The sequence below is a fragment of the Sphingopyxis sp. genome, assembly GCF_035944815.1.
In the GTDB taxonomy this organism is placed as follows: Bacteria; Pseudomonadota; Alphaproteobacteria; order Sphingomonadales; family Sphingomonadaceae; genus Sphingopyxis.
Genome location: NZ_DASZAU010000002.1, coordinates 410,735 through 432,283 on the forward strand (window position 1 = coordinate 410,735; position 21,549 = coordinate 432,283).

A 21,549-nucleotide genomic window follows, 5' to 3' on the forward strand; every position below is an offset into this window, starting at 1 on the left:
CGCCCTATTTCGCGGCCGGCCGCACACCGCCGACGATCGACAGCACGATCGCGGTCACCGCATTGCGGATCGCGGGCTCGGCTTTCGGCGCAAAGAAAGGCGAATGGTTCGTCGGCGCGGGTTCGCCCTTCGCCTTGAGGTCGGCGAGGACCGCCGGATCATAACCGCCGATACCGAAGAAAAGCGACGGCACCCCCGCATCGACGAACTCGGAATAATCCTCGCTGCCCGACATCGGCGCCGCACTCGCCGGCGCGAAGACAAGGCTCTTGCCGAATACCGGCGTCAACGCCGCGACCGCGGCATTCGCCATCGTTTCATCGTTGGTCAGGACGCCGGTACCGCTGAGATAGCGGATCGTCGGTTCGGGCGCCTTGCCCATCGCTGCCGCCGATTTCGCGACGCGCGCGGTGCCGTCCTGAAGCAGCTTGCGCACCTCGGGCGACTGCGAACGCAGGTTGACCTTCACCTCGGCGCTGTCGGGAATGATATTGGGCGCGCTGCCCGCATTGATCGCGCCGATCGTCAGCACGCCAAAGGCGGCGGGATCCTTTTCGCGGCTGATCACCACCTGGGTATCGGTGACGAAGCGCGCGGCGATGGGGATCGGGTCGATCGTCGCTGCGGGCATCGAGCCATGCCCGCCGCGGCCGTGGAAGGTGATCGAATAGCTGTCCGACGCCGACGACCCGGCGCCCGCCTTGATCGCGACGACGCCCGCCGGCAGGTTCGACACATGCGCGGCGAAGCCGAAATCGGGCTTCGGAAAGCGCGTGAACAGCCCGTCGTCGAGCATCGCGCGCGCACCGAGCAGCGGCTCCTCGGCAGGCTGGCCGATCAGCATCACGGTGCCCGACCAGCTGTCGCGCATCGCGGCAAGCGCCTGCGCGACGCCGACCAGATAGGCGACATGCGTGTCGTGGCCACACGCGTGCATCACGGGTACATCCCTGCCCTCATAGGTCGCGCGCGCCTTGCTCGCCCAGGCAAGCCCGGTCTTTTCCTCCATCGGCAGCGCGTCCATGTCGGCGCGGACGAGGATCGTCGGGCCCTCGCCATTTTTGAGTATGCCGACGACGCCGGTACCGCCGACCTTTTCGGTCACGGTGAAGCCGGCCTTGCGGAGATGCTGTGCGAGGATGCCCGCGGTGCGCACTTCCTGCATCCCGAGTTCGGGGTTCTGGTGCAGGTCCTTGTAGAGCGCGTCGAGCGCCGGGTAATTTTTATCGAGCAGCGCGGTCAGCCGCGCGTTCGCGGCACCCGGATCGGGTGCCGCCTGCGCAACGGTCGCGGTGAGGGAGAGGGCTAGCGAAGCCCCTGCCCAGAGCCAAAGCTTCGCCATCATAGTCTCCCCCAATTTTTTCGTCAGGTGTGGATCGGCTTGCCCGTCACCGCCATCGCGGCTTCCTTGATCGCCTCGCTGTGCGTCGGGTGTGCGTGGCAGGTGTAGGCGATGTCTTCGGACGTCGCGCCGAATTCCATCGCCTGCGCGGCCTGCGCGATCATCGTGCCCGCAACGCTCGCGATGCACCACACGCCGAGCACGCGGTCGCTCTTCGCATCGGCGATCACCTTCACGAAACCGTCGGGCTCGTGGTTGGTCTTGGCGCGGCTGTTCGCGAGCATCGGGAATTTGCCGACCTTGACCTCGCCCTTCTCCTTCGCCTGCTCTTCGGTCAGGCCGACGCCGGCGATTTCGGGCCAAGTGTACACGACCGACGGGATGACATCGTGGTTCACGATGCCGGTCAGCCCCGCGATATTCTCGGCGCAGGCGATGCCTTCGTCTTCGGCCTTGTGCGCGAGCATCGGGCCGGGGATCACGTCGCCGATCGCCCAGATACCGGGAACCTGCGTCGCAAAATCATGGTCGGTTTCGATCTGGCCGCGCTGGTTGACCGCGAGGCCCGCCTTGTCGAGGCCGAGGCCGTCGGTGTTCGGACGGCGCCCGATCGACACGAGCACGACGTCGGCTTCGAGCGTTTCGGCATCGCCGCCGGCGGCGGGCTCGAGCGTCAGCACGGCCTTCTTGCCCTTGACTGCGGCCGACGTGACCTTGGTCTTGAGCTTGAACTCCATGCCCTGCTTCTTGAAGATCTTGTTCGCTTCCTTCCGGACGTCGCCGTCCATGCCGGGCAGGATCTGGTCGAGGAATTCGACGACGGTGACCTTGGCACCGAGGCGGCGCCACACGCTGCCGAGTTCGAGCCCGATCACGCCGCCGCCGATGACGACCATATGGCCCGGAACCTTCGCGAGTTCGAGCGCGCCGGTCGAATCGACGATGACCTGCTTGTCGTTGTCGACGTCGACGCCCGGAAGCGGGGTCACCGACGAGCCCGTGGCGATGATGATATTCTTGGCGCGATAGGTCTTGCCAGCGACCTCGACGCTGTCTTTCGAGGTGAACTGGGCATAGCCCTTCAGCCAGTCGACCTTGTTCTTCTTGAACAGGAATTCGATGCCGCCGGTCAGGCCCTTGACGGCGTCGACGCGCTGGCCGTGCATCGCCGGCAGGTCGAGTTCGGGTTTCACCTTGATGCCCATTTTCGCCATCGCGCCGCCGGCGGCCGCCTCGAAATATTCCGACGCGTGGAGCATCGCCTTCGACGGGATGCAGCCGACGTTGAGGCAGGTGCCGCCCAGCGTCTCGCGCCCTTCGGCGCACGCGGTCTTGAGGCCCAGCTGCGCCGCGCGGATCGCCGCGACATAGCCGCCGGGGCCGGCACCGATGACAAGGACGTCGTAGTCGTAATCAGCCATGTTCAATCTACCTCAATTTCTGCCTCGGCACCGGGGAGCGGATCAGCTCAAACCGGCAGCCCGGATTTCGCAGCGCAGGACTTCATAACCGGCTCGGCCGTTTCGGGCGACAGGCTGATCAGTTCCGATGCGCTGTATTTCTTGACCAATTCGTCCGCCGCACATTTGCAAACGTCGGCGACCAGGTCCGCCGGAGCCCCGGCGCCCTCGGCCGCAGCGCGGCACGAATTGCCGAATTTTTCCACAAACTGCGTCTTGAACCCGTCCTCGAAACCTTTTTGCATCGAGTTTTCGCCTTCACTGCAGCCGGCCAGGACGGCCGCCGCAGCAAAGATCAGGATCGGACGGACAGACGGGGCGATCATCGGATCAAAGATCGATCAGCAGGCGCGTCGGATCCTCGATCGCTTCCTTGATCGTCTTGAGGAAGGTCACCGCCTCACGGCCGTCGATCAGGCGGTGGTCATAGCTCATCGCCAGATACATCATCGGACGGATCACGATCTCGCCGTTCCGCACGACCGGACGATCCTCGATGCGGTGGAGACCGAGCACCGCGGACTGCGGCGGGTTGATGATCGGTGTCGACATCAGGCCGCCGAACACGCCGCCGTTCGAAATGGTGAAGGTACCGCCGGTCATGTCGTCCATCGTCAGCGTGCCTTCCTTCGCGCGCTTGCCGAGGTCGGCGATCGCTTTCTCGATGTCGGCGAAGCTCATGCTGTCGGCGTTGCGCACGACGGGCACGACGAGGCCGTTCGGCGCGCTGACCGCGACCGAGACGTCGAGATAATTGTGATAGACGATCTCGTCGCCGTCGATCCGCGCGTTGACCGCGGGGATGTCATGCGCGGCGAGCGCGACCGCTTTGGTGAAGAAGCTCATGAAGCCCAAACGCACGCCATGCTTCTTTTCGAAGCTTTCGCGATATTTGTCGCGCGTCGCCATCACCGCCGACATGTCGACGTCGTTGAACGTCGTCAGCATCGCCGCGGTATCCTGCGCCGCCTTCAGCCGCTTCGCGATCGTCTGGCGCATGCGCGTCATCTTCACGCGCTCTTCCTGACGGCCCGGCGCGCCGCTGGCAGCAGGCGCCGGCGCAGCAGCGGGTGCGGGAGCGGCAGCCGGCGCGTTGTTGGCGGCGGCGAGCACATCTTCCTTGGTCAGGCGGCCATCCTTGCCGCTGCCCTGGATCTTCGTCGGGTCGACGCCATGTTCGAGCACGAGGCGGCGGACGGCGGGCGACATGGTGGTGACGGTGTCGACGCCTTCCCCGGCCGGAGCGGCGGTCGCGGCGGGAGCCGGCGCAGCGGCTTCGGCCTTGGCGGGCGCGGGTGACGCGGCAGCGGGCGCCGGAGCGGCAGCGGCACCGCCGGCTTCGACCGTGGCGATCGTCGCGCCGACATTGACCGTGTCGCCGACGGCGGCGAGCTGCTGGCCCATCACGCCCGCGACGGGCGACGGCACTTCGACCGCGACCTTGTCGGTTTCGAGGCTGGCGATGGGTTCGTCGAGCGCGACGGCCTCACCGGGCTTTTTCAGCCATTCGCCGATGGTCGCTTCGGTAACGCTTTCGCCCAGCGTGGGGACTTTGACTTCGGTGCTCATAGGTGCAGTTCCTTGGGGACTTAAGCTTGGGGCTCAGGCTTTGTTCTTGGCGCGGCGGATTTCGGCGCGAACCGACAGGCCGAGCGCATCGGCGACGAGCGCCGACTGTTCGGTCTGGTGGCGGCTCATCAGGCCCGTCGCGGGCGACGCCGCGGCAGCGCGGCCGGCATAACGCGGACGCATACCCTTGTGGCCGGCATTGGTAAGCGCCTCTTCGATCAGTTCGTTGACGAAGAACCAGGCGCCGTTGTTGCGCGGCTCTTCCTGCGCCCAGACGACCTCTTCGAGGTTCGGCATCCGCTTCAGGCGAACGCTGAGCGGTTCACCCGGGAAGGGATAGAGCTGTTCAACGCGAACGACGGTCGTGTCGGTCAGGCCCGCAGCATCGCGCGCTTCCATCAGGTCGTAACCGACCTTGCCCGAACAGAGGACGACGCGCTTGACGTCCTTGTCGGCCGGCGGCGTGCGGTCCGACATCAGGCGACGGAAATGCGCGTCGCCGATGAAGTCCGAGCGCTGCGACACCGCCAGCTTGTGACGCAGCAGCGACTTCGGCGTCATGATGATCAAAGGCTTGCGGAACGGACGCAGCATCTGGCGGCGCAGGACGTGGAAATAGTTCGACGGGGTCGAAATATTGCACACCTGGATATTGTCGCCCGCGCACAGTTGCAGGAAGCGTTCGAGGCGCGCCGAGCTATGTTCGGGGCCCTGCCCTTCATAGCCGTGCGGCAGCAGCATCACGAGCCCGTTGGCACGCAGCCATTTGGCTTCGCCGCTGGCGATGAACTGGTCGATCATGATCTGCGCGCCGTTGGCGAAATCGCCGAACTGCGCTTCCCAGAGCACGAGGCTCTTCGGGTCGGCCATCGCATAGCCATATTCGAAGCCGAGCACGCCATATTCGGACAGCGGGCTGTCGAGCACCTCGAACCGGCCGTGCGGGACGGTGGTCAGCGGCACATATTTGCTCTCGGTCTTCTGGTCGACCCAGACGGCGTGGCGCTGGCTGAACGTGCCGCGTCCCGAATCCTGACCTGACAGGCGCACCTGATAGCCTTCACTGAGCAAGGTACCGAAAGCGAGGCTTTCGGCGGTCGCCCAGTCGAACACTTCGCCGTCGCCCTTGTCGGCGAACATCGCGCCGCGCGCGTCGATCACGCGGCGCAGCGTCTTGTGCACCTCGACATCGTCGGGGATCGTCGTCAGCGTGCGGCCGATCGAATCGAACAATTTTTCCGAGACGCCCGTTGCGATGTTGCGGCGCGCGTTTTCGGGATCGGCGGGGGCGTGCAGCCCCGACCAGCGGCCCGCGAACCAGTCGGCCTTGTTCGGCTTGTAGCTCTTCGCCGATTCGAAATCGCCTTCGAGCCGCGCGACGAACTCGGCGCGGCGGGCGTCGGCCCAGCCGGCGTCGATCACGCCTTCGGCTTCGAGCTTGGCGGCGCACAGCTGCGACACCGGCGGGTGCTGGCGGATGCTGGCGTACATCAAAGGCTGGGTGAACGACGGTTCGTCGCCTTCGTTATGGCCGAAGCGGCGGTAGCACCACATGTCGATCACAACGTCGCGCTTGAACTGCTGGCGGAAATCGATCGCGAGCTTGCACGCGAAGGTCACGGCTTCGGGGTCGTCGCCGTTGACGTGCAGGATCGGCGCCATCACGCCCTTCGCGACGTCCGACGGATAGGGCGACGAGCGCGCGAACTGCGGGCTGGTCGTGAAACCGATCTGGTTATTGACGATGAAATGGATACAGCCGCCGGTGTTGTAACCGCGAATGCCCGAAAAGCCGAGGCACTCCCACACGATGCCCTGCCCCGCGAACGCGGCGTCGCCGTGGATCAGCACGGGCAGCACCTGTTCATGCTTTTCGAGGTCGTCGCGCACGACCTGCTGCGCGCGGACCTTGCCGAGCACGACCGGATCGACTGCTTCGAGGTGCGACGGGTTGGGGACGAGCGACATATGCACCGACGCGCCGCCGAATTCGCGGTCGGTCGAGGTGCCGAGGTGATATTTGACGTCGCCCGAACCGCCGATGTCGTCGGGGTTGGCCGATCCGCCGGCAAATTCGTGGAAGATGATCTTGTACGGCTTCGCCATCACGTTCGCGAGCATGTTAAGGCGCCCGCGGTGCGCCATGCCATAGACGATCTCGCGAACGCCGTATTGGCCGCCATATTTGATGATGGCTTCCATCGCGGGGATCATCGATTCGCCGCCGTCGAGACCGAAGCGCTTGGTGCCGACATATTTGCGTGCGAGGAATTTTTCCCATTCCTCGGCTTCGATCACCTTGTTCAGGATGGCGCGTTTGCCCTCGACCGAAAATTCGATGATCTTGTCGGCGCCTTCCATGCGCTCCTGCAGGAACTGGCGCTCCTTCAGGTCGGCGATGTGCATATATTCGAGGCCGACATTGCCGCAATAATTGGCGCGCAGGATCGCGACAATCTCGCGCACCGTCGCGCGCTCGAGGCCGAGCGTGCCGCCGAGCCAGACCGGACGGTCGAGATCGGCGCCGGCGAAGCCGTGATATTCGGGGGTGAGGTCCGCGGGCAGCTCGCGCTGGCTGAGGCCGAGCGGATCGAGGTTGGCAGCAAGATGGCCGCGCACGCGATAGGTGCGGATCAGCATCATCGCGCGGATCGAATCGTCGGCGGCGCGTTCGACCTCGGCGCTCGACAGCGCGGCACCCGCCTTGGCGGCCGCGGCCTTCACCGCGACCTGCATCTGCTGCGGGTCGAGCGCGGCGGTCAGGTCGTCGGTGTCGATCCGGGGCCAGTTTTTCGGCGCCCAGCTCGGGCCGGCCTGCGGCTCGTCGATGTCGAAGCTTTGTCGTTCGAGGTTCATCTGCTTTTCCACGGGGAGGTAGGGGTGGGTTTTATATGGGGAGCGGAGGCCCGCCGGCAAAGAGTGCCGGCGGGCCGTCCGGTCAGACGCGTTCCTTGAGCACTTCGGCGAGCGTCGTGCCGAGTTCCGACGGGCTCGCCGACACCTTGATGCCGGCGGCTTCCATCGCCGCGATCTTGCTTTCGGCGTCGCCCTTGCCGCCCGACACGATTGCGCCGGCATGGCCCATGCGGCGGCCCGGAGGCGCCGTGCGGCCCGCGATGAAGCCGGCCATCGGCTTCTTGCGGCCGCGCTTGGCTTCGTCGATCAGGAACTGGGCGGCCTGTTCCTCGGCGTCGCCGCCGATTTCGCCGATCATGATGATCGACTTGGTCGCTTCGTCGGCGAGGAAGAGTTCGAGGACGTCGATGAAGTTGGTGCCGTTGACCGGGTCGCCGCCGATGCCAACCGCGGTGGTCTGGCCCAAGCCGACATTCGAGGTCTGGAACACCGCTTCATAGGTGAGCGTGCCCGAGCGCGAGACGACGCCGACGCTGCCCTTCTTGAAGATGTTGCCCGGCATGATGCCGATCTTGCACTCTTCGGGGGTCAGCACCCCGGGGCAGTTCGGGCCGATCAGGCGCGACTTCGAACCCGACAGCGCGCGCTTCACCTTGACCATGTCGAGCACGGGGATGCCTTCGGTAATCGCGACGATCAGTTCGATCTCGGCATCGATCGCCTCGAGGATCGAGTCGGCGGCGAACGGCGGCGGCACATAGATGACCGACGCGGTCGCGCCGGTCGCATGCTTCGCTTCTTCAACGGTGTTGAACATCGGCAGGCCGATGTGCTGCGTGCCGCCCTTGCCCGGCGTCACGCCGCCGACCATCTGCGTGCCATAGGCGAGCGCCTGTTCGGTGTGGAAGGTGCCGGTGGCACCGGTCATCCCTTGCGTGATGACCTTGGTATTTTTGTCGATGAGGATGGACATATTCTAATTCTCCCGGGGAGAGCCTGCGCCCGGCCGAAAACGCCGGGCGCGGCGAAAAAGATCAGGCGAGGCTGGGATCCAGGTTCTTGCACGCGTCGAGCAGTTCCTTGACCGCGTCGACCGAGACCTGCAGGCCGGCCTTGTCGGCATCGTCGAGTTCGATCTCGACGATCTTTTCGACGCCGTTCGCGCCGATCAGCACCGGCACGCCGACATACAGACCGTCGAGGCCGTACTGGCCGTCGACATAGGCGGCGCAGGGCAGGATGCGCTTCTGGTCACCGAGGTAAGCTTCGGCCATCGCGATGCCCGAGGCGGCAGGCGCGTAGAAGGCCGAGCCGGTGCCGAGCAGCGCGACGATCTCGCCGCCGCCGCCGCGGGTGCGCTTGACGATCGCGTCGATCTTGTCCTGCGACGACAGGCCCATCTTGACGAGGTCGGGAACGGGGATGCCGTTGACCGTCGAGTAGCGGACGACGGGAACCATCGTATCGCCATGACCGCCGAGCACGAAGGTGTTCACATCCTTCACCGACACGTCGAATTCGTCGGCGATGAAGTGGCTGAAGCGCGCCGAGTCGAGCACGCCGGCCATGCCGACGACCTTGTTGTGCGGCAGGCCCGAGAATTCGCGCAGCGCCCAGACCATCGCGTCGAGCGGGTTGGTGATGCAGATAACAAAGGCGTCGGGGGCGTTCGCCTTGATGCCTTCGCCGACGGCCTTCATCACTTTCAGATTGATGCCGAGCAGGTCGTCGCGGCTCATGCCCGGCTTGCGGGCGACACCGGCGGTGACGATGATGACGTCGGCGCCGGCGATATCCTTATAGTCGTTCGAGCCGGTGATCTTTGCATCGAAGCCCGCGATCGGGCCGACCTGCGACAGGTCGAGCGCCTTGCCTTGCGGCACGCCTTCGACGACGTCGAACAGGACGACATCGCCCAGTTCCTTCTGCGCGGCGAGCAGCGCCAGCGTTCCGCCGATATTCCCGGCTCCGATCAATGCGATCTTCTTGCGTCCCATGGCGCGCGGCACTCCCTTCTGGCAAGCCCGGCAATTGGTTCACAGACCGGCGGGAGCACGGGCTAAAGCTCCGCTCCGGTCCCAAGACTGGCGACGCCCCTACGCCGATTCCCTTAAGGAAACAACCGCCAAAAGGACGAAAAACAGCCTTTTTTTGCTAATAGTTCGCAATAACGATAAGATGCGGGCGAGTCGCTCTGCCGCCCATGCTTCAGGGCGATATACGATAGAGATATGATCCTTTCGCGAAGCTGACAGCCCCCGCAACATGGCCGATATGCGCAATGGCGGCGGACGGTATATCGCGCATGCGCGGGTTAACCCTCCCTTATCGCTGCGGTGCTAGGCGCGAGGCGTGACCCGCGCGATCATCAGCTTCGACACCGAATTGTCCGCCGGCCTGTACCAGCGCGGCGCCGATGCGCGCGCCAATTTCGAAAGCTCGATCCTCGGCCGCTGCCGCGATGGCGATTTCGGCATCCATTTCCAGATGGACATGCTCGAACGCCACGGGCTGACCGGGGTCTTCTTCATCGATCCGATGCCCGCGCTCGTCTATGGTCCCGAGGTAATCGACGCGATCGTCCAGCCCGTCGTCGCGCGCGGGCACGAGGTCCAGGTCCATATCCACACCGAATGGCTCGCCTTTGCCCGGTTCAACCCGGTCGGGCGGCTGACCGGTCGCAATATCGGCGACTTCCCCCTGGCGGCGCAAAAGAAGCTGATCGGGCTGGCGCGCGACATATTGACCGGCGCGGGTGCGCCGAGACCGACCGCCTTTCGCGCCGGGAATTTCGGCGCCAACGACGACACGCTGCGCGCGCTCGCCGCGCTCGGTTTCCGCTTCGACAGCAGCTTCAACGGCGCTTACCGGGGTCATGGCTGCGACATCACGCTCGATCCCGCCAACCTCGGCATGCGCACCCATCACGGCGTCGTCGAGGTACCGGTCAGCGGATTGATGGACCGCGCGAGCCGCTTTCGCCCGGCTCAGCTTTGCGCCATGTCCGAGGAAGAGATGCGCGACGCGCTCGACCATAGCGCGACGAGCGGCGCCATCCAGTTTTCGGCGTTCAGCCACAGCTTTGAATTGCTGAGCCGCGACCGCGCGGTTCCCAACGGGCTCGCGATCGCACGCATGGAAGCGCTCTGCCGCGCCGTCGCCGGTGATCCGCGCGTAAGCAGCGGCGGCTTCGCGACGCTGTCGGGGCCGCCCGCGCGCCCGGCGCGGATCGGTCTCGCGGCCCCCAAGCCTCTGCGTACGCTGCGCCGGACGGTCGAACAGGCGATCGGCCATCTTGCGCACGAGGTCCGTTATGTCCGCGACCTGATTTCGGTCACGGTCAATTCTTCGCGCTGGGGCAAGATATTAGGCGGCGTCCTCCTGGCCGTGGCCTAGGGCAAGATAATCGTCGGACTGCATTTCGGCGAGGCGGCTCGCCGTCCGCTCGAATTCGAACGCGCCGTCGCCCGCGACATAGAGCTGGTCGGGCATCGCGGCCGCGCTCGCGAGCAGCTTCACCTTATATTCGTAGAGCGCATCGATCAGCGTCACGAAGCGCGCCGCTTCGTTACGATTTTCGGGCCCCATGCGCGGAATGCCGACAAGGATCACACTATGGAAATGGCGCGCGACGGCCAGATAGTCCGAAGCCCCGCGCGCCTCTCCGCACAATTTCCTGAACGAAAAGACCGCGACCCCCTTCAGCGCCTTCGGCACATGCAATATCCGGCCGCCGCCGACATCGAGATCGAGCGTCGGCACATGCGCGCGATCTTCCGGCGGATAATCGGTGAGACGGAAAAAGGCGGCCGACAGCGCCGCGCTCGCCGCATCGTCGGCGGGCACGAACCACCGCGCGCCGTCGCCCAGCCGGTCGCGGCGATAATCGGTCGGACCATTGAGGCTCATCACATCGAGGCGATCCTCGACCAGCGCGATGAAGGGCAAGAAATGCTCGCGGTTGAGCCCGTCCTTGTAGAGATCCTGCGGCGGCCGGTTGGAGGTCGCAACGACCGTCACGCCACGTTCGATCAACGCGGTGAACAGCCGCGAGAGGATCATCGCGTCGGCGCTGTTGTTCACGACCATCTCGTCGAACGCGAGACAGCGCACATTTTCGACCAGCGCATCCGCGACGAGCGGGATGGGATCGCCGCTTTCTTGTCTGCGCACCTCGCGCATCCGGGCGTGCACGTCGAGCATGAAAGCGTGGAAATGGACGCGCCGCTTCCGCTCGATCGCGAGCTGGTCGTAGAAAAGGTCCATCAGCATCGACTTGCCGCGCCCGACCGCGCCCCACAGATAGATGCCGCGCAGCGCCTCGGGCTTGCGGCCGGCGAGGCGCCAGAGAAGGCTGCCGCGCTTCGGCACGGCTTCGAGTTCGGCCTGCAGCCGGTTCAGCCGTTCCGCGGCGGCACGCTGTTCGGGGTCTGGCTTCAGCTCGCCGGCGGCAACCAGCGCGTCATAGGCCGCAAGCACGCCTGTCATTTCTGCGTCGCCTTGCGAATGGTCCCCGCGAAGCTGAGCACAATATGGCTGTCGCGCTCGCCCTGCACGACCAGCCCGCGCAGGAAGATGAGGCGTCCGGTTTCGCGCACCAGCTCGACAAGCGCATCCAGCGGCTCACCGACCCGTCCCGCGCCGACGAACTGCGTCGACAGATCGAGCGTCACCGAATGGCCGGCGTTGAGCGATCCGAACTGGTGCGACGCCGCAAACAGCGCGATGTCGACGAGCGCGAGCGTCACCGCGCCATGGACATTGTCGCCGAGATTGCTGTGCTTGCGTTCGGGGATCATGCGCACGCGGGCGCGCGGGCGACCGTCTTCGGTCGGCGCCTCGACGCGCACCGTCAGCGGTTCGATGAAGGCATTGAAACGCGTCGGGTCCTTGAGGTCCCAGCTCAGCCAGCCGCCGTCGAGTTCCTCGGCACTGAAATGGTCGCGGCGCTTCGGTTCCTCGATCCCGTCGTTCATGCCCTGCAATATCCGTCCAGTTTTTTCGAGCGTATCAGCTCGCCATAATAATCGGCCATCGCCTTCGCGCGGGCGCCGTCGCTGCCGATCCATTCAGCGGCGCCGGCAACCCAGCCCGCCGAACAGCTCTCAAGCGCCCCCGATCCCCGCGCGCAAGCGATAAAATCGCCAAAGGCGGTACGCCAGCGGGCAAAGCCGTGCCGATCCATGACCGGCCCGTGCCCCGGCACGACCTGTTTCGCCCCCGACCGCGCGACGTCGCCGAGCGCCTCCAGCCAGCCTTCGGGGCAGGCGGTGTCGAGGAACGGCACCGGAAGCGTGACAAGGTCGCCGACGATCGCGCGCCTGGCCGCGACGTCGTAGATCCAGAGGTCGCGTTCGGTCGCCGCGCGATGGGCGATCCGCAGCGACAGGGCGCGGCCTGCGAAGACGATGTCGTGCGGCGTGTCGACGACGATGTCCGGCCGCAATTCAGGCCCGCGCCCGATCGTTTCCAGATCGCCCTTCACATCGGGAACCGCGGCAGCGGGAATTTGCCCCGCGGCGAGCGCCTTGCGCGACGCCTCTGCGCTGGTTGCGAGAAAGCCCGCGAGCGCGCCGTCGATCGCCGAAGTTCCATAGACCCGCACGTCGGGATGTGCCGTCTTGAGCGGCAGGTTGCCGCTGACATGGTCGAGGTGCCAGTGCGTGTTGACGATCGCGGCGAGCGGCATGTCGAGCGCGCCAAGCGCCCGGTCGACGGCTTCGCTGTGGCTGGCATGTCGCCCCGTGTCGATGAGCACGGCCCCTGCCGTCCCCCGCAGGATGACGCTGTTGCCGTCGGGCGAGCGGCCCGGCTCGAACCCACCCGGCACGAGCCAAGTCGCATCGCCCAGCGCAACGGCACCGGGCAGTTCGGCGACCTTTCCGGGTTCGATCGTCGATGCGCAGGAAGCAAGCGCCAGCGCGGCCAGCGCCGGCAGCCACCTCCGCATCAGACCTGCCGCTCGGCCTCGAGCTTCTTGATCTCGGCGATCGCGCGCGCCGGGCTCAATCCCTTCGGGCAGGCGTTCGAGCAGTTCATGATCGTGTGGCAGCGATAGAGACGGAACGGATCTTCCAGTTCGTCGAGCCGTTCGCCGGTCATTTCGTCGCGACTGTCGGCGAGCCAACGATAGGCCTGGAGCAGGATCGCGGGGCCAAGGAACTTGTCGCTGTTCCACCAATAGCTCGGGCAGCTCGTCGAGCAGCAAGCGCACAGGATGCACTCGTAAAGCCCGTCGAGCTTTTCGCGCTCGGCGGGCGACTGCAGCCGCTCCTTGCCGCTCGGCGTCGTCGTCTTGGTCTTCAGCCAAGGCTCGATCGACGCATATTGGGCGTAGAAATGGGTGAAGTCGGGGACGAGGTCCTTGATCACGTCCATCGACGGCAGCGGGGTGATCGTGATGTCGCCCTTCAGATCCTCGATCGCAGTGGTGCAGGCGAGGCCGTTCTTGCCGTTCATGTTCATCGAACAGCTGCCGCAGATACCTTCGCGGCACGAACGGCGGAAGGTCAGAGACGAATCCTGCTCGCTCTTCATCTTGATGAGCGCGTCGAGCACCATCGGACCGCATTTTTCGGTGTCGATCTCGAAGGTGTCGAAACGCGGATTCTGGCCGCTGTCGGGGTCGTAGCGATAGACCTTGAATTTCTTCACTGCCGCGGCGCCCTCGGCCTTGTGGACCTTGCCCGTCTTTTGCGGGCGGCTGTTCTTGGGCAGGACGAATTGAGCCATATCGCGGGGTTCCCTATGCAATTGCGCGCTGCCTAGACCCGATTGGCGGAGTCGACAAGGGGGTGAAGAAGCGGAGAATGCACGAAAGCCGCTGGCGGCGCGGCGGACGAGCCGCTAGGTGCGCACCGATGAGCGAAGACGCCGCCCAACCCGCCGTTACCAGCCGCAGCGTCGCGCGCGGGCTCGGCACAACCGTGCTGGCGCGGCTGGGTGCGGTCGTCGAGATCGTCGCCCAGCCGCTTTACGTGCTGATGTTCGGCCTCGCAGGCTATGGCCTCTATGCCGTGCTGTGGGCGACGATCAACCTGCTCGAGAATATCTTCGACACCGGCATGACCAGCGCGATGCAGCGCACCGTGCCGCAATCGGCGAGCGACGCCGAGGCGGCGGCGGCGCTGCGCACCGCGATGATCTTCGGCGTTGGCCCCTGCCTGATCGTCGCGGCGCTGATCGCCTTCTTTGCCGCAGAGCTCGGGCCTTTGCTCAACGTCGCTGAGCGGGATCGCGCGCTGGTCACGCCCGCGATCCAGATTTTCGTCTGGGCGCTGCCGCTGTGGGCCTTTGTCGAAATCGCCACATCGGCGCTGCGCGCGCGCATGGTGTTCGGTGCCGAAATCCGCCTGCGGATCGTGTGGGAGCAGGTGATCCGGCTGGTCTTTGCCGGGCTGTTCTTTGCCGGCGGGCTCGGCCTCAAGGGCCTGTTCATCGCGCACCTCTGTTCGCTCGCGATCACGGCGATCCTCTGTATCCGGCTCCTCGCCCGCTATTATAATTTCGCCGACCTGTGGCGCGGCCCCTGGGTGACCGAGACCGCGCGCAACACATTCTGGGCGGGACTTTCGATCCTGCCGTCGAATATCATCGCGCGGTTGTTCGGCGACGCGCCGGCGCTGATCCTCAACCTGCTCCTGCCCGGCGCGGCGGGTGCGGCAGCGGCGGGGCTCTTCACCATCGCGCGCAAGCTGTCGAGCGTCGTCCAGCTCGTCCGGATCGCCTTCGTCTATGTGATGGCGCCCCTCGCCGCGAGCGCCGAGCGCGAGGACCGGCGTCAGGTCGCCGATATCTACGCTTATGCGACGCGGCTCATCTCCGCGATCACCCTGCCCCTCGCCGCCGTGCTCGCGGCGGGCAGCGCCTCTCTGCTCGGGCTGTTCGGCGAGCAGGCACAAGCGGCGCAAGCCGCGCTTGTGATCCTGCTTTTCGCCCGCGCGGCAGAGGCCGTCCTCGGTATTGCCGCGCCGGTGCTGCAAGTCGTTGCCGCCTTCAGCCAGCAACTGACCGCCAGCATCTTCGGCGTCGGGCTTGCGGTGGGTGCCGGATGGCTGATCGTCGGTCACCTCGACCCGCTCACCGGCGTCACGCTGGCCACCGCGATCGGCGTCGTCACGATGGCCGGCATTCCCATGCTCCAGCTCGCGGCGACCGAAAAGCTCCACCCCTTCGACGCGCAGTTCCCCGCAGTCGCCATCCGTGCCGGCGCGATCACGTTGGCGGCAGGCGCGCTGACATTGCTCGCCGATCGGCTGCCCGATGTGTTTTCGCTGCCGCTGATCGCGCTGATCGCCGTCGCTTCGGTCTGGCTATCGATGCGCTTCGCCCTCCCGTTCGCCGATCGCGCCTCGCTCGGCAAGACCGGCCGCCGGCTGCGTTTGCTGGGAGGCGATGACGCATGACCGGCATGTCGCCGTCCGCACGCATCGCGATCTACGATCTCGACCGCACCGTGCTGCGCAAACCGACCTTCACCCTGTTCCTCCTCTGGGCGGCGGCGCGCGAGGCGCCGTGGCGTCTGCTGCTGCTTCCCGCGCTCGCCGCGCTGATGATCGGCTATGCGCTCCGCCTCTACGGGCGCGACCGGTTCAAGCCCGCCGCCATCCGCCTGATGCTGGGTGGCAGCATATCGCCCGCACGCGCGGGAAGGCTCGCGGCGCATTTCGCCGCCTGGCGGGTGCCGCAGGACGTTCCGCCCGGCGCCGCGGCGTGCATCGCGCGCGATCGTGCCGAGGGATATCGCCTGCTGATGGCGACCGCAGCGCCCGAATTTTATGCCGGCGCCATCGCCGATGCGCTGGATTTCGATGCGATCGTCGCATCGCGCCATCGCCGCGACGCCGACGGAAACTGGCTACCCGGCCTCGACGGGCCCAATTGTTACGGCGATGAAAAAGCGCGGCGCGTCGCCGAATGGCTGGCGGTCCATGCCGCCGGTGGCACCGCGCATATCCGCGCCTATTCCGATCATACCAGCGATGCGCCCACGTTCGCGCTGGCGGACGAAGCCTGGTTGATCGGGCGCGGCGAAAAATTCATCCGACGTGCAGCGCAACATGGCTGGCATGCTGCGGATTTCGAAGACCCCGCGGCGGGCTCGGTGATCGGGGCCCGGTAATGCGCATCCTGTTCCTGTTCATCGGCGAACCGCACCAGATATTCCACGCCTTGCCCATCGCCGCCGAAATGGCGGTCGATGGCCATCAGGTGGAGGTTGCCGTCGCGAGCGCAGACCATCTGCGCATGGTCGATCAGGTGGCGCACGCCTATCCCGGTTTCGCCCCGCGCGTCACGCTGCTCGGGCAGCGCGGTATCAGCAGGTGGCTGCGCGACCGCGCGCTCATTCGCCATCCGCGCCTGCCCATCCTGTTCGGCGCGCTGGGCTTCCTGCGCCAGTTCGACGCGATCGTCGTTCCCGAACGGACGAGCACCGCGATCCGCCATTTCCTTCCGCGCAAGACGCGGCTGATCTTTACCCCGCATGGCGCGGGCGACCGCGCGATCATGCTCGACCCGCGCGATCGGCATTTCGATTTCGTGCTGGTCGCGGGCGAGAAGAGCGAACAGCGCCTGCTCGAGGCGGGGACGATCCGCCCTGGCCATTATGCGGTCAACGGCTATGTGAAGCTCGACCTGATGACGCGGCTGCAGAAAATCCGCGAGCCGCTGTTCGACAATGGCCGCCCCACCGTTCTCTATGCGCCGCATTTCCACCGCGGGCTGTCGTCGTGGGACCGGTTCGGGCGCGATGTCATCGCCTGGTTCGCCGCGCAGGACCACTACAACCTCGTGGTCGCGCCGCACATCCGCCTGTTCGCCGAGGCGGGCGATGCCGCGCGCGAAGCGGTGCAGCAGTTGGCGATACCCGACAAGATATTGATCGACCTGCAGTCCGACAGGCTGTTCGATATGAGCTATACGAGCGGCGCCGACATCTATCTCGGCGATGTGAGCAGCCAGGTTTACGAGTTTCTCGGTACCCCGCGGCCGTGCCTGTTCCTCAACGCGCATAGCGTCGACTGGGTTGGCGATCCCGATTATCTCTTCTGGACGCTCGGCGACGTCCTCGATGACCTGGCCCAGTTGCCGAGCGCGCTCGATCAGGCTCCGGCGCGCCATGCCCTCTATTCCGCCGAACAATGCGAAAGGCTCGCTGAATCCATCGGCGGCGACCCGGCCGGCGCGGCGCGGCGCGGCGCGGAAGCGATCTCGCGCTTCCTTGCAATGGGCGCCGGGCAGGATAAGAGCGGGCGATGATCGACACGCCCGCCATGCCCGCCCTGACGCCGATCGGCGACAATCCGACCTTGCTGTGGGGCATGACCAATGCCGAGCGGCTGCGGCGGCTGGCGCGCGCCGAAGGGCTGCCCGAAACCGTTCCGGCCTCGGGCGCGCAGCTTTATGTCAATCTCGACTATGTCTTCGACCCGGTGTGGCTGCGGCATATCGTGACGCTGCCCGGCACGGTGCTGATGGACGGCAGCAACTTGGTGATGGCGTATCTGACGGACGGCATGCAACCCGACGATATCGCGCAGCAGGGCAACGCGCTGACCATCATCGATTACCGCGACAACCCGCAAATCTATAACCGCCAGCTCCGCAAGCTCGACTGCCCATTCGTCCAGCGGCTCACCCCCGCCACCCGGCGCGAGATCGAACGGAAGAGCTATTTCGGCGCGTACAAGGGCGTGACCGACGCGCTGACCAAATATCTTTGGCCCGAAATCGCCCTGTGGCTGACGCGCGGCGCCGCGAGCATCGGCATGACGCCGAACATGGTCACCGCGATCGGCGCCGCGCTCTGCGTCTATGCGACCTATTTGTTCGCTTACGGCCATTACTGGGCGGGCATGCTCGCGGGCTTCATCTTCATGGTGCTCGACACCGTCGACGGAAAGCTGGCGCGCTGCACGATCACCTCGTCGAAATGGGGCAATGTCGCCGACCATGGCGTCGACCTCGTCCACCCGCCCTTCTGGTGGTATTTCTGGGGCGTCGGGCTCGGTAGCTGGGGCCTTGCGCTCTCGAACCAGACCTTCCTGCTCGTGATGATCGCGGTCGTCGCGGGCTATGTGCTCCAACGCGTGATCGAGGGACTGTTCATCAAGGACTTCGGCATGGACATCCATGTCTGGCAAAAATTCGACAGCGACTTCCGCCTCGTCACCGCGCGCCGCAACCCGAACATCGCGATCCTCTTTGTCGCGACGCTCGCCGGACGTCCCGATATCGGGCTGATCGCGCTGGCGTGGTGGACCGTCATCTCGCTGGTCGTCCATGCGGTGCGGCTGGTGCAGGCCTATGCCGTCAAACGGTCGGGGCGTCCGATCGTCAGCTGGATGGAGGAAGCATGAACGCGACCATCGCCAAATTCGGCCATCCCGCGACGCTGATCGCCGAATATGATCATTGGGTCGTGCTGCTGCGCCCCGCGCAGCCGACGCTCGGCGCGCTGGTGCTGGCAGCGAAGTCGGACGCGACCGCGTTCGGCGAGCTGCCGGCCGCAGCGCATGCCGAACTCAAACTCGCGACCGCCGCGATCGAAAGCGCGCTCGGCCAAGCGGTCGGCTATGCGAAGATCAACTATCTGATGCTGATGATGGTCGACCCGCACGTCCATTTCCACGTCCTGCCCCGCTATGAGGGCGAACGTTCGGGCGCGGGGCTGACCATCGCCGACGCCGGCTGGCCGGCGCAGCCCGATCTCGGGCAAGCGGTGAAACTGGACGACGCAGAGGTCGCCGCGCTAGCCGGCTGGCTCAAACCCTATTTCGCGTAGCGGCCTTCTTCGGCCCATTTCGCGGTAAGCGCGTCCGCGGCCTCGACATCCTGCGGGAAGTCGACTTCCTGCCATTCGAGCCCTTCGATCGACACCGTGCCGACGCGGTTGCCCTTGGCGATGATGTCGATCGCACGCAGATACCAGCGCTCGACTCCATCGGGGGTGCGCATCATCTGGTCGACCTGATTGCGGAAGATCGACGGGCCATCGCCGACGAACGCCAGCATGCCGATCGACTCGGCATTGGTGTCGGGGGGCAGCAGGCGCTTGCCGATGTGATGCAGGCGACCTTCGGCGTCGCGGTTCACCTTCATGTCGTCGTCGTCGTAGTCGGCCTTGACGTCAACGGTGACGTTGATCGGCTCGTTCGCGCCCGCGATGAGCTTCGCGACGATCTCGTCCGAGATGATGGTGTCGCCGTTGAGGATGATGAAATCACGGTCCATCTCCTCGCGCGCGATCCAGCAGGTGCCGAGATTGTCGGCAACCTGAAAGAAGGGATTGAACAGGGTACGAATGCGCGCGCCGGTGTCGCGATAGAGCTGCAGCGCATGATCCTCGACCCGCTCGGTGCGGAAACCCGTGACGACGACGATGTCCTTGATCCCGTTCGCGACGAGTGCCGCGACCTGCCAGCTGATGAGGCTGCGGCCGTTGAAATCGATCAGGCATTTGGGAATGTCGCGGGTCAGCGGCAGGAGGCGCGAGCCTTGCCCGGCCGACAGGATGATGGCTTTGTCGATGGTCATAGGGGCCGGCCTATAGCCGCTTCCCGCCGCGCGGCAAATATCGCTTCGATGAGGTCGATGTCGGCGGGCTTGTCCGCATCGATGCACGCCTCGGGCTCCGACATCGGCACGACCTTCGCCCTCAGCCCGAAACGAAGCCCCCCGCGCGCGATCCCCTGCTGGATCGTGAAGAGGCGGAGCAGCGCGCCGATGAGCAGCCATGGCCCGAAGGCGGCGACGATCTTCAGCCCCTTCTTGCGGTCGCGTTCGATGCGACCCCAGAAATCGAGCAAGGGCAGCACGCGGCGCCCGCGCAGTCGGAACATGTTCGCGCCCGACCACCAGCCGCCGCGGAACTTGAGCCAGGTGCGCTTCGATTCAGGGTAGCGCGCAAGCAGTATGTCGCGCTCGACCATCGCAACCGCGACATCGCTGTCCGCGCCGCCGCGCAAAAATTCGGCGATCATCGCGGGCGTGAGCAGCACATTGTCGGCGGTCGTCACCAGCAGTGGATCGTCGCCCGGCGGCAGCGCGGCGGCAAGCGAACTGCTGATCCCCTGCCCCGAATCGGCAAAATGCAGGTCGGCGAGGCCCGCAAGCCCCGGCTCAGCCGCAAGCTCGGCACTGTTCTGCGCGAGGATCTTGATCGCGCCGACTTCGGGCGAAGCCCGGAGCGCCTTCACGACATGAACGAGCATCGCCTGCCCCGCGATCGGCAGCAGCGCCTTCGTCGAGACGCCGCTTCCCGAAAGCAAGGGATCGGGACCGGGCCGGCTGCCCGCCAGCACGATCGCCGGGATCGGGGCGCTCATTGTGCGGCTTCCGACGCGGGCGCGATGCGACGTCCGGTTACGCCGCGCAGGAAGTCGGTCGCCTCTTCGAGCACCGGCCCCCTGCTCCGGAACGGCGCGGCAAGCGCCATCACGATGCCCGTATGCCCCATGCCGGGATAGATGCGCAGCGTCACCTGCCCGCCCGCCTTCTCGATCGCGGCGGCGAGATTCTGGCTGTTGCGCGGCCGCACCGTGTCATCCTCATCGCCGGTCGCGAGCCACAAGGGCGGCGCATCGCCGCGCGCAAAATGGATCGGCTGGGTTCGTTCGATCGGCTTGACCTTGCCCATCGCGCGGTCACCGCGCCCGCCCTTTTCGAGCGGCAGGAAGTCATAGGGCCCGGCCAGCCCCGCGACGCCGCGGACGATCGACGGATCGCTCTTCGCGGCGCGCAGCCATTGCGGGTCGAGCGCGAGCATCGCGGCGTTATAGGCGCCCGCCGAATGGCCCATCAGCGCGATCCGGTCGGGGTCGCCGCCGAGCTTGGCGATATGCTCATGCGTCCACGCAACCGCCGCGGCGCTATCTTCGACGAAGTCTGGCCAATGCGCCTTGGGCACAAGGCGATAGTCGGGGATCACGACGACAAAACCCTGCTGCGCGAGCGCGCGCCCGGCAAAACCGTAACTATCGCGCTCGCCGCTGTCCCAACCGCCACCATAAAAAAAGACGACGACGGGCAGCCGGTCGTCCGCCTCGGCGTTTTCGGGAACCCAGATGTCGAGTGACTGACGCGGTCCGTGGCCATAGGGCTGGTCGGCAAGCAGCAGCCGGGCACCATCGCCCTGTCCGAGCAGCCGGTCGGCCATGTTGAGCGACTTCGCACCGCCCGCAACGATCATTTTGGCGCCGCCGCCGAACAGCAGCACGAGCAGCACCACCACGAAGAGGAATTTGATCAACCGTCGTCCTTTGGAAACCGGCCCCGCCATCGTTCGCGCCCTACAGGGCGGCGGGGCGGCGAACAAGACGG

The 21,549-nt window shown here is 65.9% G+C and carries 20 protein-coding genes; 6 read left to right on the top strand and 14 right to left on the bottom strand.

Annotated features, from left to right (window positions below):
• Positions 1–4: 4 nt before the first annotated feature.
• The 7 genes from VGU00_RS02900 to mdh form a co-directional block, all read right to left on the bottom strand.
• The gene (locus VGU00_RS02900) at positions 5–1,345 is read right to left on the bottom strand and encodes an amidohydrolase (protein ID WP_327465308.1); all 1,341 of its coding nucleotides are present in this window, start codon (positions 1,343–1,345) and stop codon (positions 5–7) included.
• 20 nt (positions 1,346–1,365) lie between these two features.
• Positions 1,366–2,763, bottom strand: coding sequence for a dihydrolipoyl dehydrogenase (gene lpdA / locus VGU00_RS02905; RefSeq protein ID WP_327465310.1), 1,398 nt, complete (start codon positions 2,761–2,763; stop codon positions 1,366–1,368).
• Between the two features lie 47 nt (positions 2,764–2,810).
• The gene (locus tag VGU00_RS02910; RefSeq protein WP_327465312.1) at positions 2,811–3,128 is read right to left on the bottom strand and encodes a hypothetical protein; all 318 of its coding nucleotides are present in this window, start codon (positions 3,126–3,128) and stop codon (positions 2,811–2,813) included.
• 4 nt (positions 3,129–3,132) lie between these two features.
• Positions 3,133–4,371: a 2-oxoglutarate dehydrogenase complex dihydrolipoyllysine-residue succinyltransferase gene (gene odhB / locus VGU00_RS02915; protein ID WP_327465314.1), complete on the bottom strand. Its 1,239-nt coding sequence runs from the start codon at positions 4,369–4,371 to the stop codon at positions 3,133–3,135.
• 33 nt (positions 4,372–4,404) lie between these two features.
• Positions 4,405–7,227, bottom strand: coding sequence for a 2-oxoglutarate dehydrogenase E1 component (locus VGU00_RS02920; RefSeq protein ID WP_327465316.1), 2,823 nt, complete (start codon positions 7,225–7,227; stop codon positions 4,405–4,407).
• 82 nt (positions 7,228–7,309) lie between these two features.
• The gene (gene sucD / locus VGU00_RS02925; RefSeq protein ID WP_327465318.1) at positions 7,310–8,200 is read right to left on the bottom strand and encodes a succinate--CoA ligase subunit alpha; all 891 of its coding nucleotides are present in this window, start codon (positions 8,198–8,200) and stop codon (positions 7,310–7,312) included.
• Between the two features lie 61 nt (positions 8,201–8,261).
• Positions 8,262–9,224 carry a malate dehydrogenase gene (mdh, locus tag VGU00_RS02930; RefSeq protein ID WP_327465320.1) on the bottom strand — a complete coding sequence of 321 codons (963 nt, stop codon included), beginning with the start codon at positions 9,222–9,224 and terminating at the stop codon, positions 8,262–8,264.
• Positions 9,225–9,579: 355 nt separating this feature from the next.
• On the opposite strand from mdh, the gene VGU00_RS02935 reads away from it, so the two are divergent.
• Entirely contained in the window at positions 9,580–10,623 is a 1,044-nt protein-coding gene (locus VGU00_RS02935) for a hypothetical protein (RefSeq protein ID WP_327465322.1), read from the top strand.
• On the opposite strand, the gene zapE is transcribed toward VGU00_RS02935, so the two are convergent.
• The 4 genes from zapE to VGU00_RS02955 are packed head-to-tail and all read right to left on the bottom strand — an operon-like array spanning position 10,594 to position 13,959.
• Positions 10,594–11,715 carry a cell division protein ZapE gene (zapE, locus tag VGU00_RS02940; RefSeq protein WP_327465324.1) on the bottom strand — a complete coding sequence of 374 codons (1,122 nt, stop codon included), beginning with the start codon at positions 11,713–11,715 and terminating at the stop codon, positions 10,594–10,596. The genes VGU00_RS02935 and zapE overlap by 30 nt on opposite strands.
• The gene (locus VGU00_RS02945; RefSeq protein ID WP_327465326.1) at positions 11,712–12,203 is read right to left on the bottom strand and encodes a PaaI family thioesterase; all 492 of its coding nucleotides are present in this window, start codon (positions 12,201–12,203) and stop codon (positions 11,712–11,714) included. The genes zapE and VGU00_RS02945 overlap by 4 nt, the downstream gene beginning before the upstream one ends.
• Entirely contained in the window at positions 12,200–13,177 is a 978-nt protein-coding gene (locus VGU00_RS02950) for an MBL fold metallo-hydrolase (RefSeq protein WP_327465328.1), read from the bottom strand. The genes VGU00_RS02945 and VGU00_RS02950 overlap by 4 nt, the downstream gene beginning before the upstream one ends.
• Complete coding sequence (locus VGU00_RS02955) at positions 13,177–13,959, bottom strand: succinate dehydrogenase iron-sulfur subunit (RefSeq protein ID WP_327465330.1); 783 nt, start codon at positions 13,957–13,959, stop codon at positions 13,177–13,179. Before VGU00_RS02955 ends, VGU00_RS02950 begins: the two co-directional genes overlap by 1 nt.
• A gap of 128 nt (positions 13,960–14,087) precedes the next feature.
• Between VGU00_RS02955 and VGU00_RS02960 the strand changes: the two genes are divergently transcribed.
• From VGU00_RS02960 to VGU00_RS02980, 5 genes are read left to right on the top strand one after another with little or no spacing between them, the layout of a single operon-like run.
• Entirely contained in the window at positions 14,088–15,632 is a 1,545-nt protein-coding gene (locus VGU00_RS02960; protein ID WP_327465332.1) for a lipopolysaccharide biosynthesis protein, read from the top strand.
• Complete coding sequence (locus tag VGU00_RS02965; RefSeq protein WP_327465334.1) at positions 15,629–16,348, top strand: HAD-IB family phosphatase; 720 nt, start codon at positions 15,629–15,631, stop codon at positions 16,346–16,348. The genes VGU00_RS02960 and VGU00_RS02965 overlap by 4 nt, the downstream gene beginning before the upstream one ends.
• A complete protein-coding gene (locus VGU00_RS02970) occupies positions 16,348–17,487 on the top strand; it encodes a hypothetical protein (protein ID WP_327465336.1) in 1,140 nt (379 codons plus the stop codon). Before VGU00_RS02965 ends, VGU00_RS02970 begins: the two co-directional genes overlap by 1 nt.
• Complete coding sequence (locus tag VGU00_RS02975; RefSeq protein ID WP_327465338.1) at positions 17,484–18,587, top strand: CDP-alcohol phosphatidyltransferase family protein; 1,104 nt, start codon at positions 17,484–17,486, stop codon at positions 18,585–18,587. The genes VGU00_RS02970 and VGU00_RS02975 overlap by 4 nt, the downstream gene beginning before the upstream one ends.
• On the top strand, positions 18,584–19,012 hold the full coding sequence (locus tag VGU00_RS02980; RefSeq protein WP_327465339.1) for an HIT family protein: 429 nt from the start codon (positions 18,584–18,586) through the stop codon (positions 19,010–19,012). Before VGU00_RS02975 ends, VGU00_RS02980 begins: the two co-directional genes overlap by 4 nt.
• Here the strand turns inward: VGU00_RS02980 and VGU00_RS02985 are convergent.
• From VGU00_RS02985 to VGU00_RS02995, 3 genes are read right to left on the bottom strand one after another with little or no spacing between them, the layout of a single operon-like run.
• Positions 19,000–19,764: a phosphocholine cytidylyltransferase family protein gene (locus VGU00_RS02985; RefSeq protein WP_327465340.1), complete on the bottom strand. Its 765-nt coding sequence runs from the start codon at positions 19,762–19,764 to the stop codon at positions 19,000–19,002. The two genes, VGU00_RS02980 and VGU00_RS02985, sit on opposite strands and share 13 nt — an antisense overlap.
• Complete coding sequence (locus VGU00_RS02990) at positions 19,761–20,555, bottom strand: NTP transferase domain-containing protein (RefSeq protein ID WP_327465341.1); 795 nt, start codon at positions 20,553–20,555, stop codon at positions 19,761–19,763. The genes VGU00_RS02985 and VGU00_RS02990 overlap by 4 nt, the downstream gene beginning before the upstream one ends.
• Positions 20,552–21,478 (bottom strand): alpha/beta hydrolase, encoded by a 927-nt coding sequence (locus tag VGU00_RS02995; protein WP_327465342.1) that lies wholly within the window; start codon positions 21,476–21,478, stop codon positions 20,552–20,554. The genes VGU00_RS02990 and VGU00_RS02995 overlap by 4 nt, the downstream gene beginning before the upstream one ends.
• Positions 21,479–21,549 lie beyond the last annotated feature (71 nt).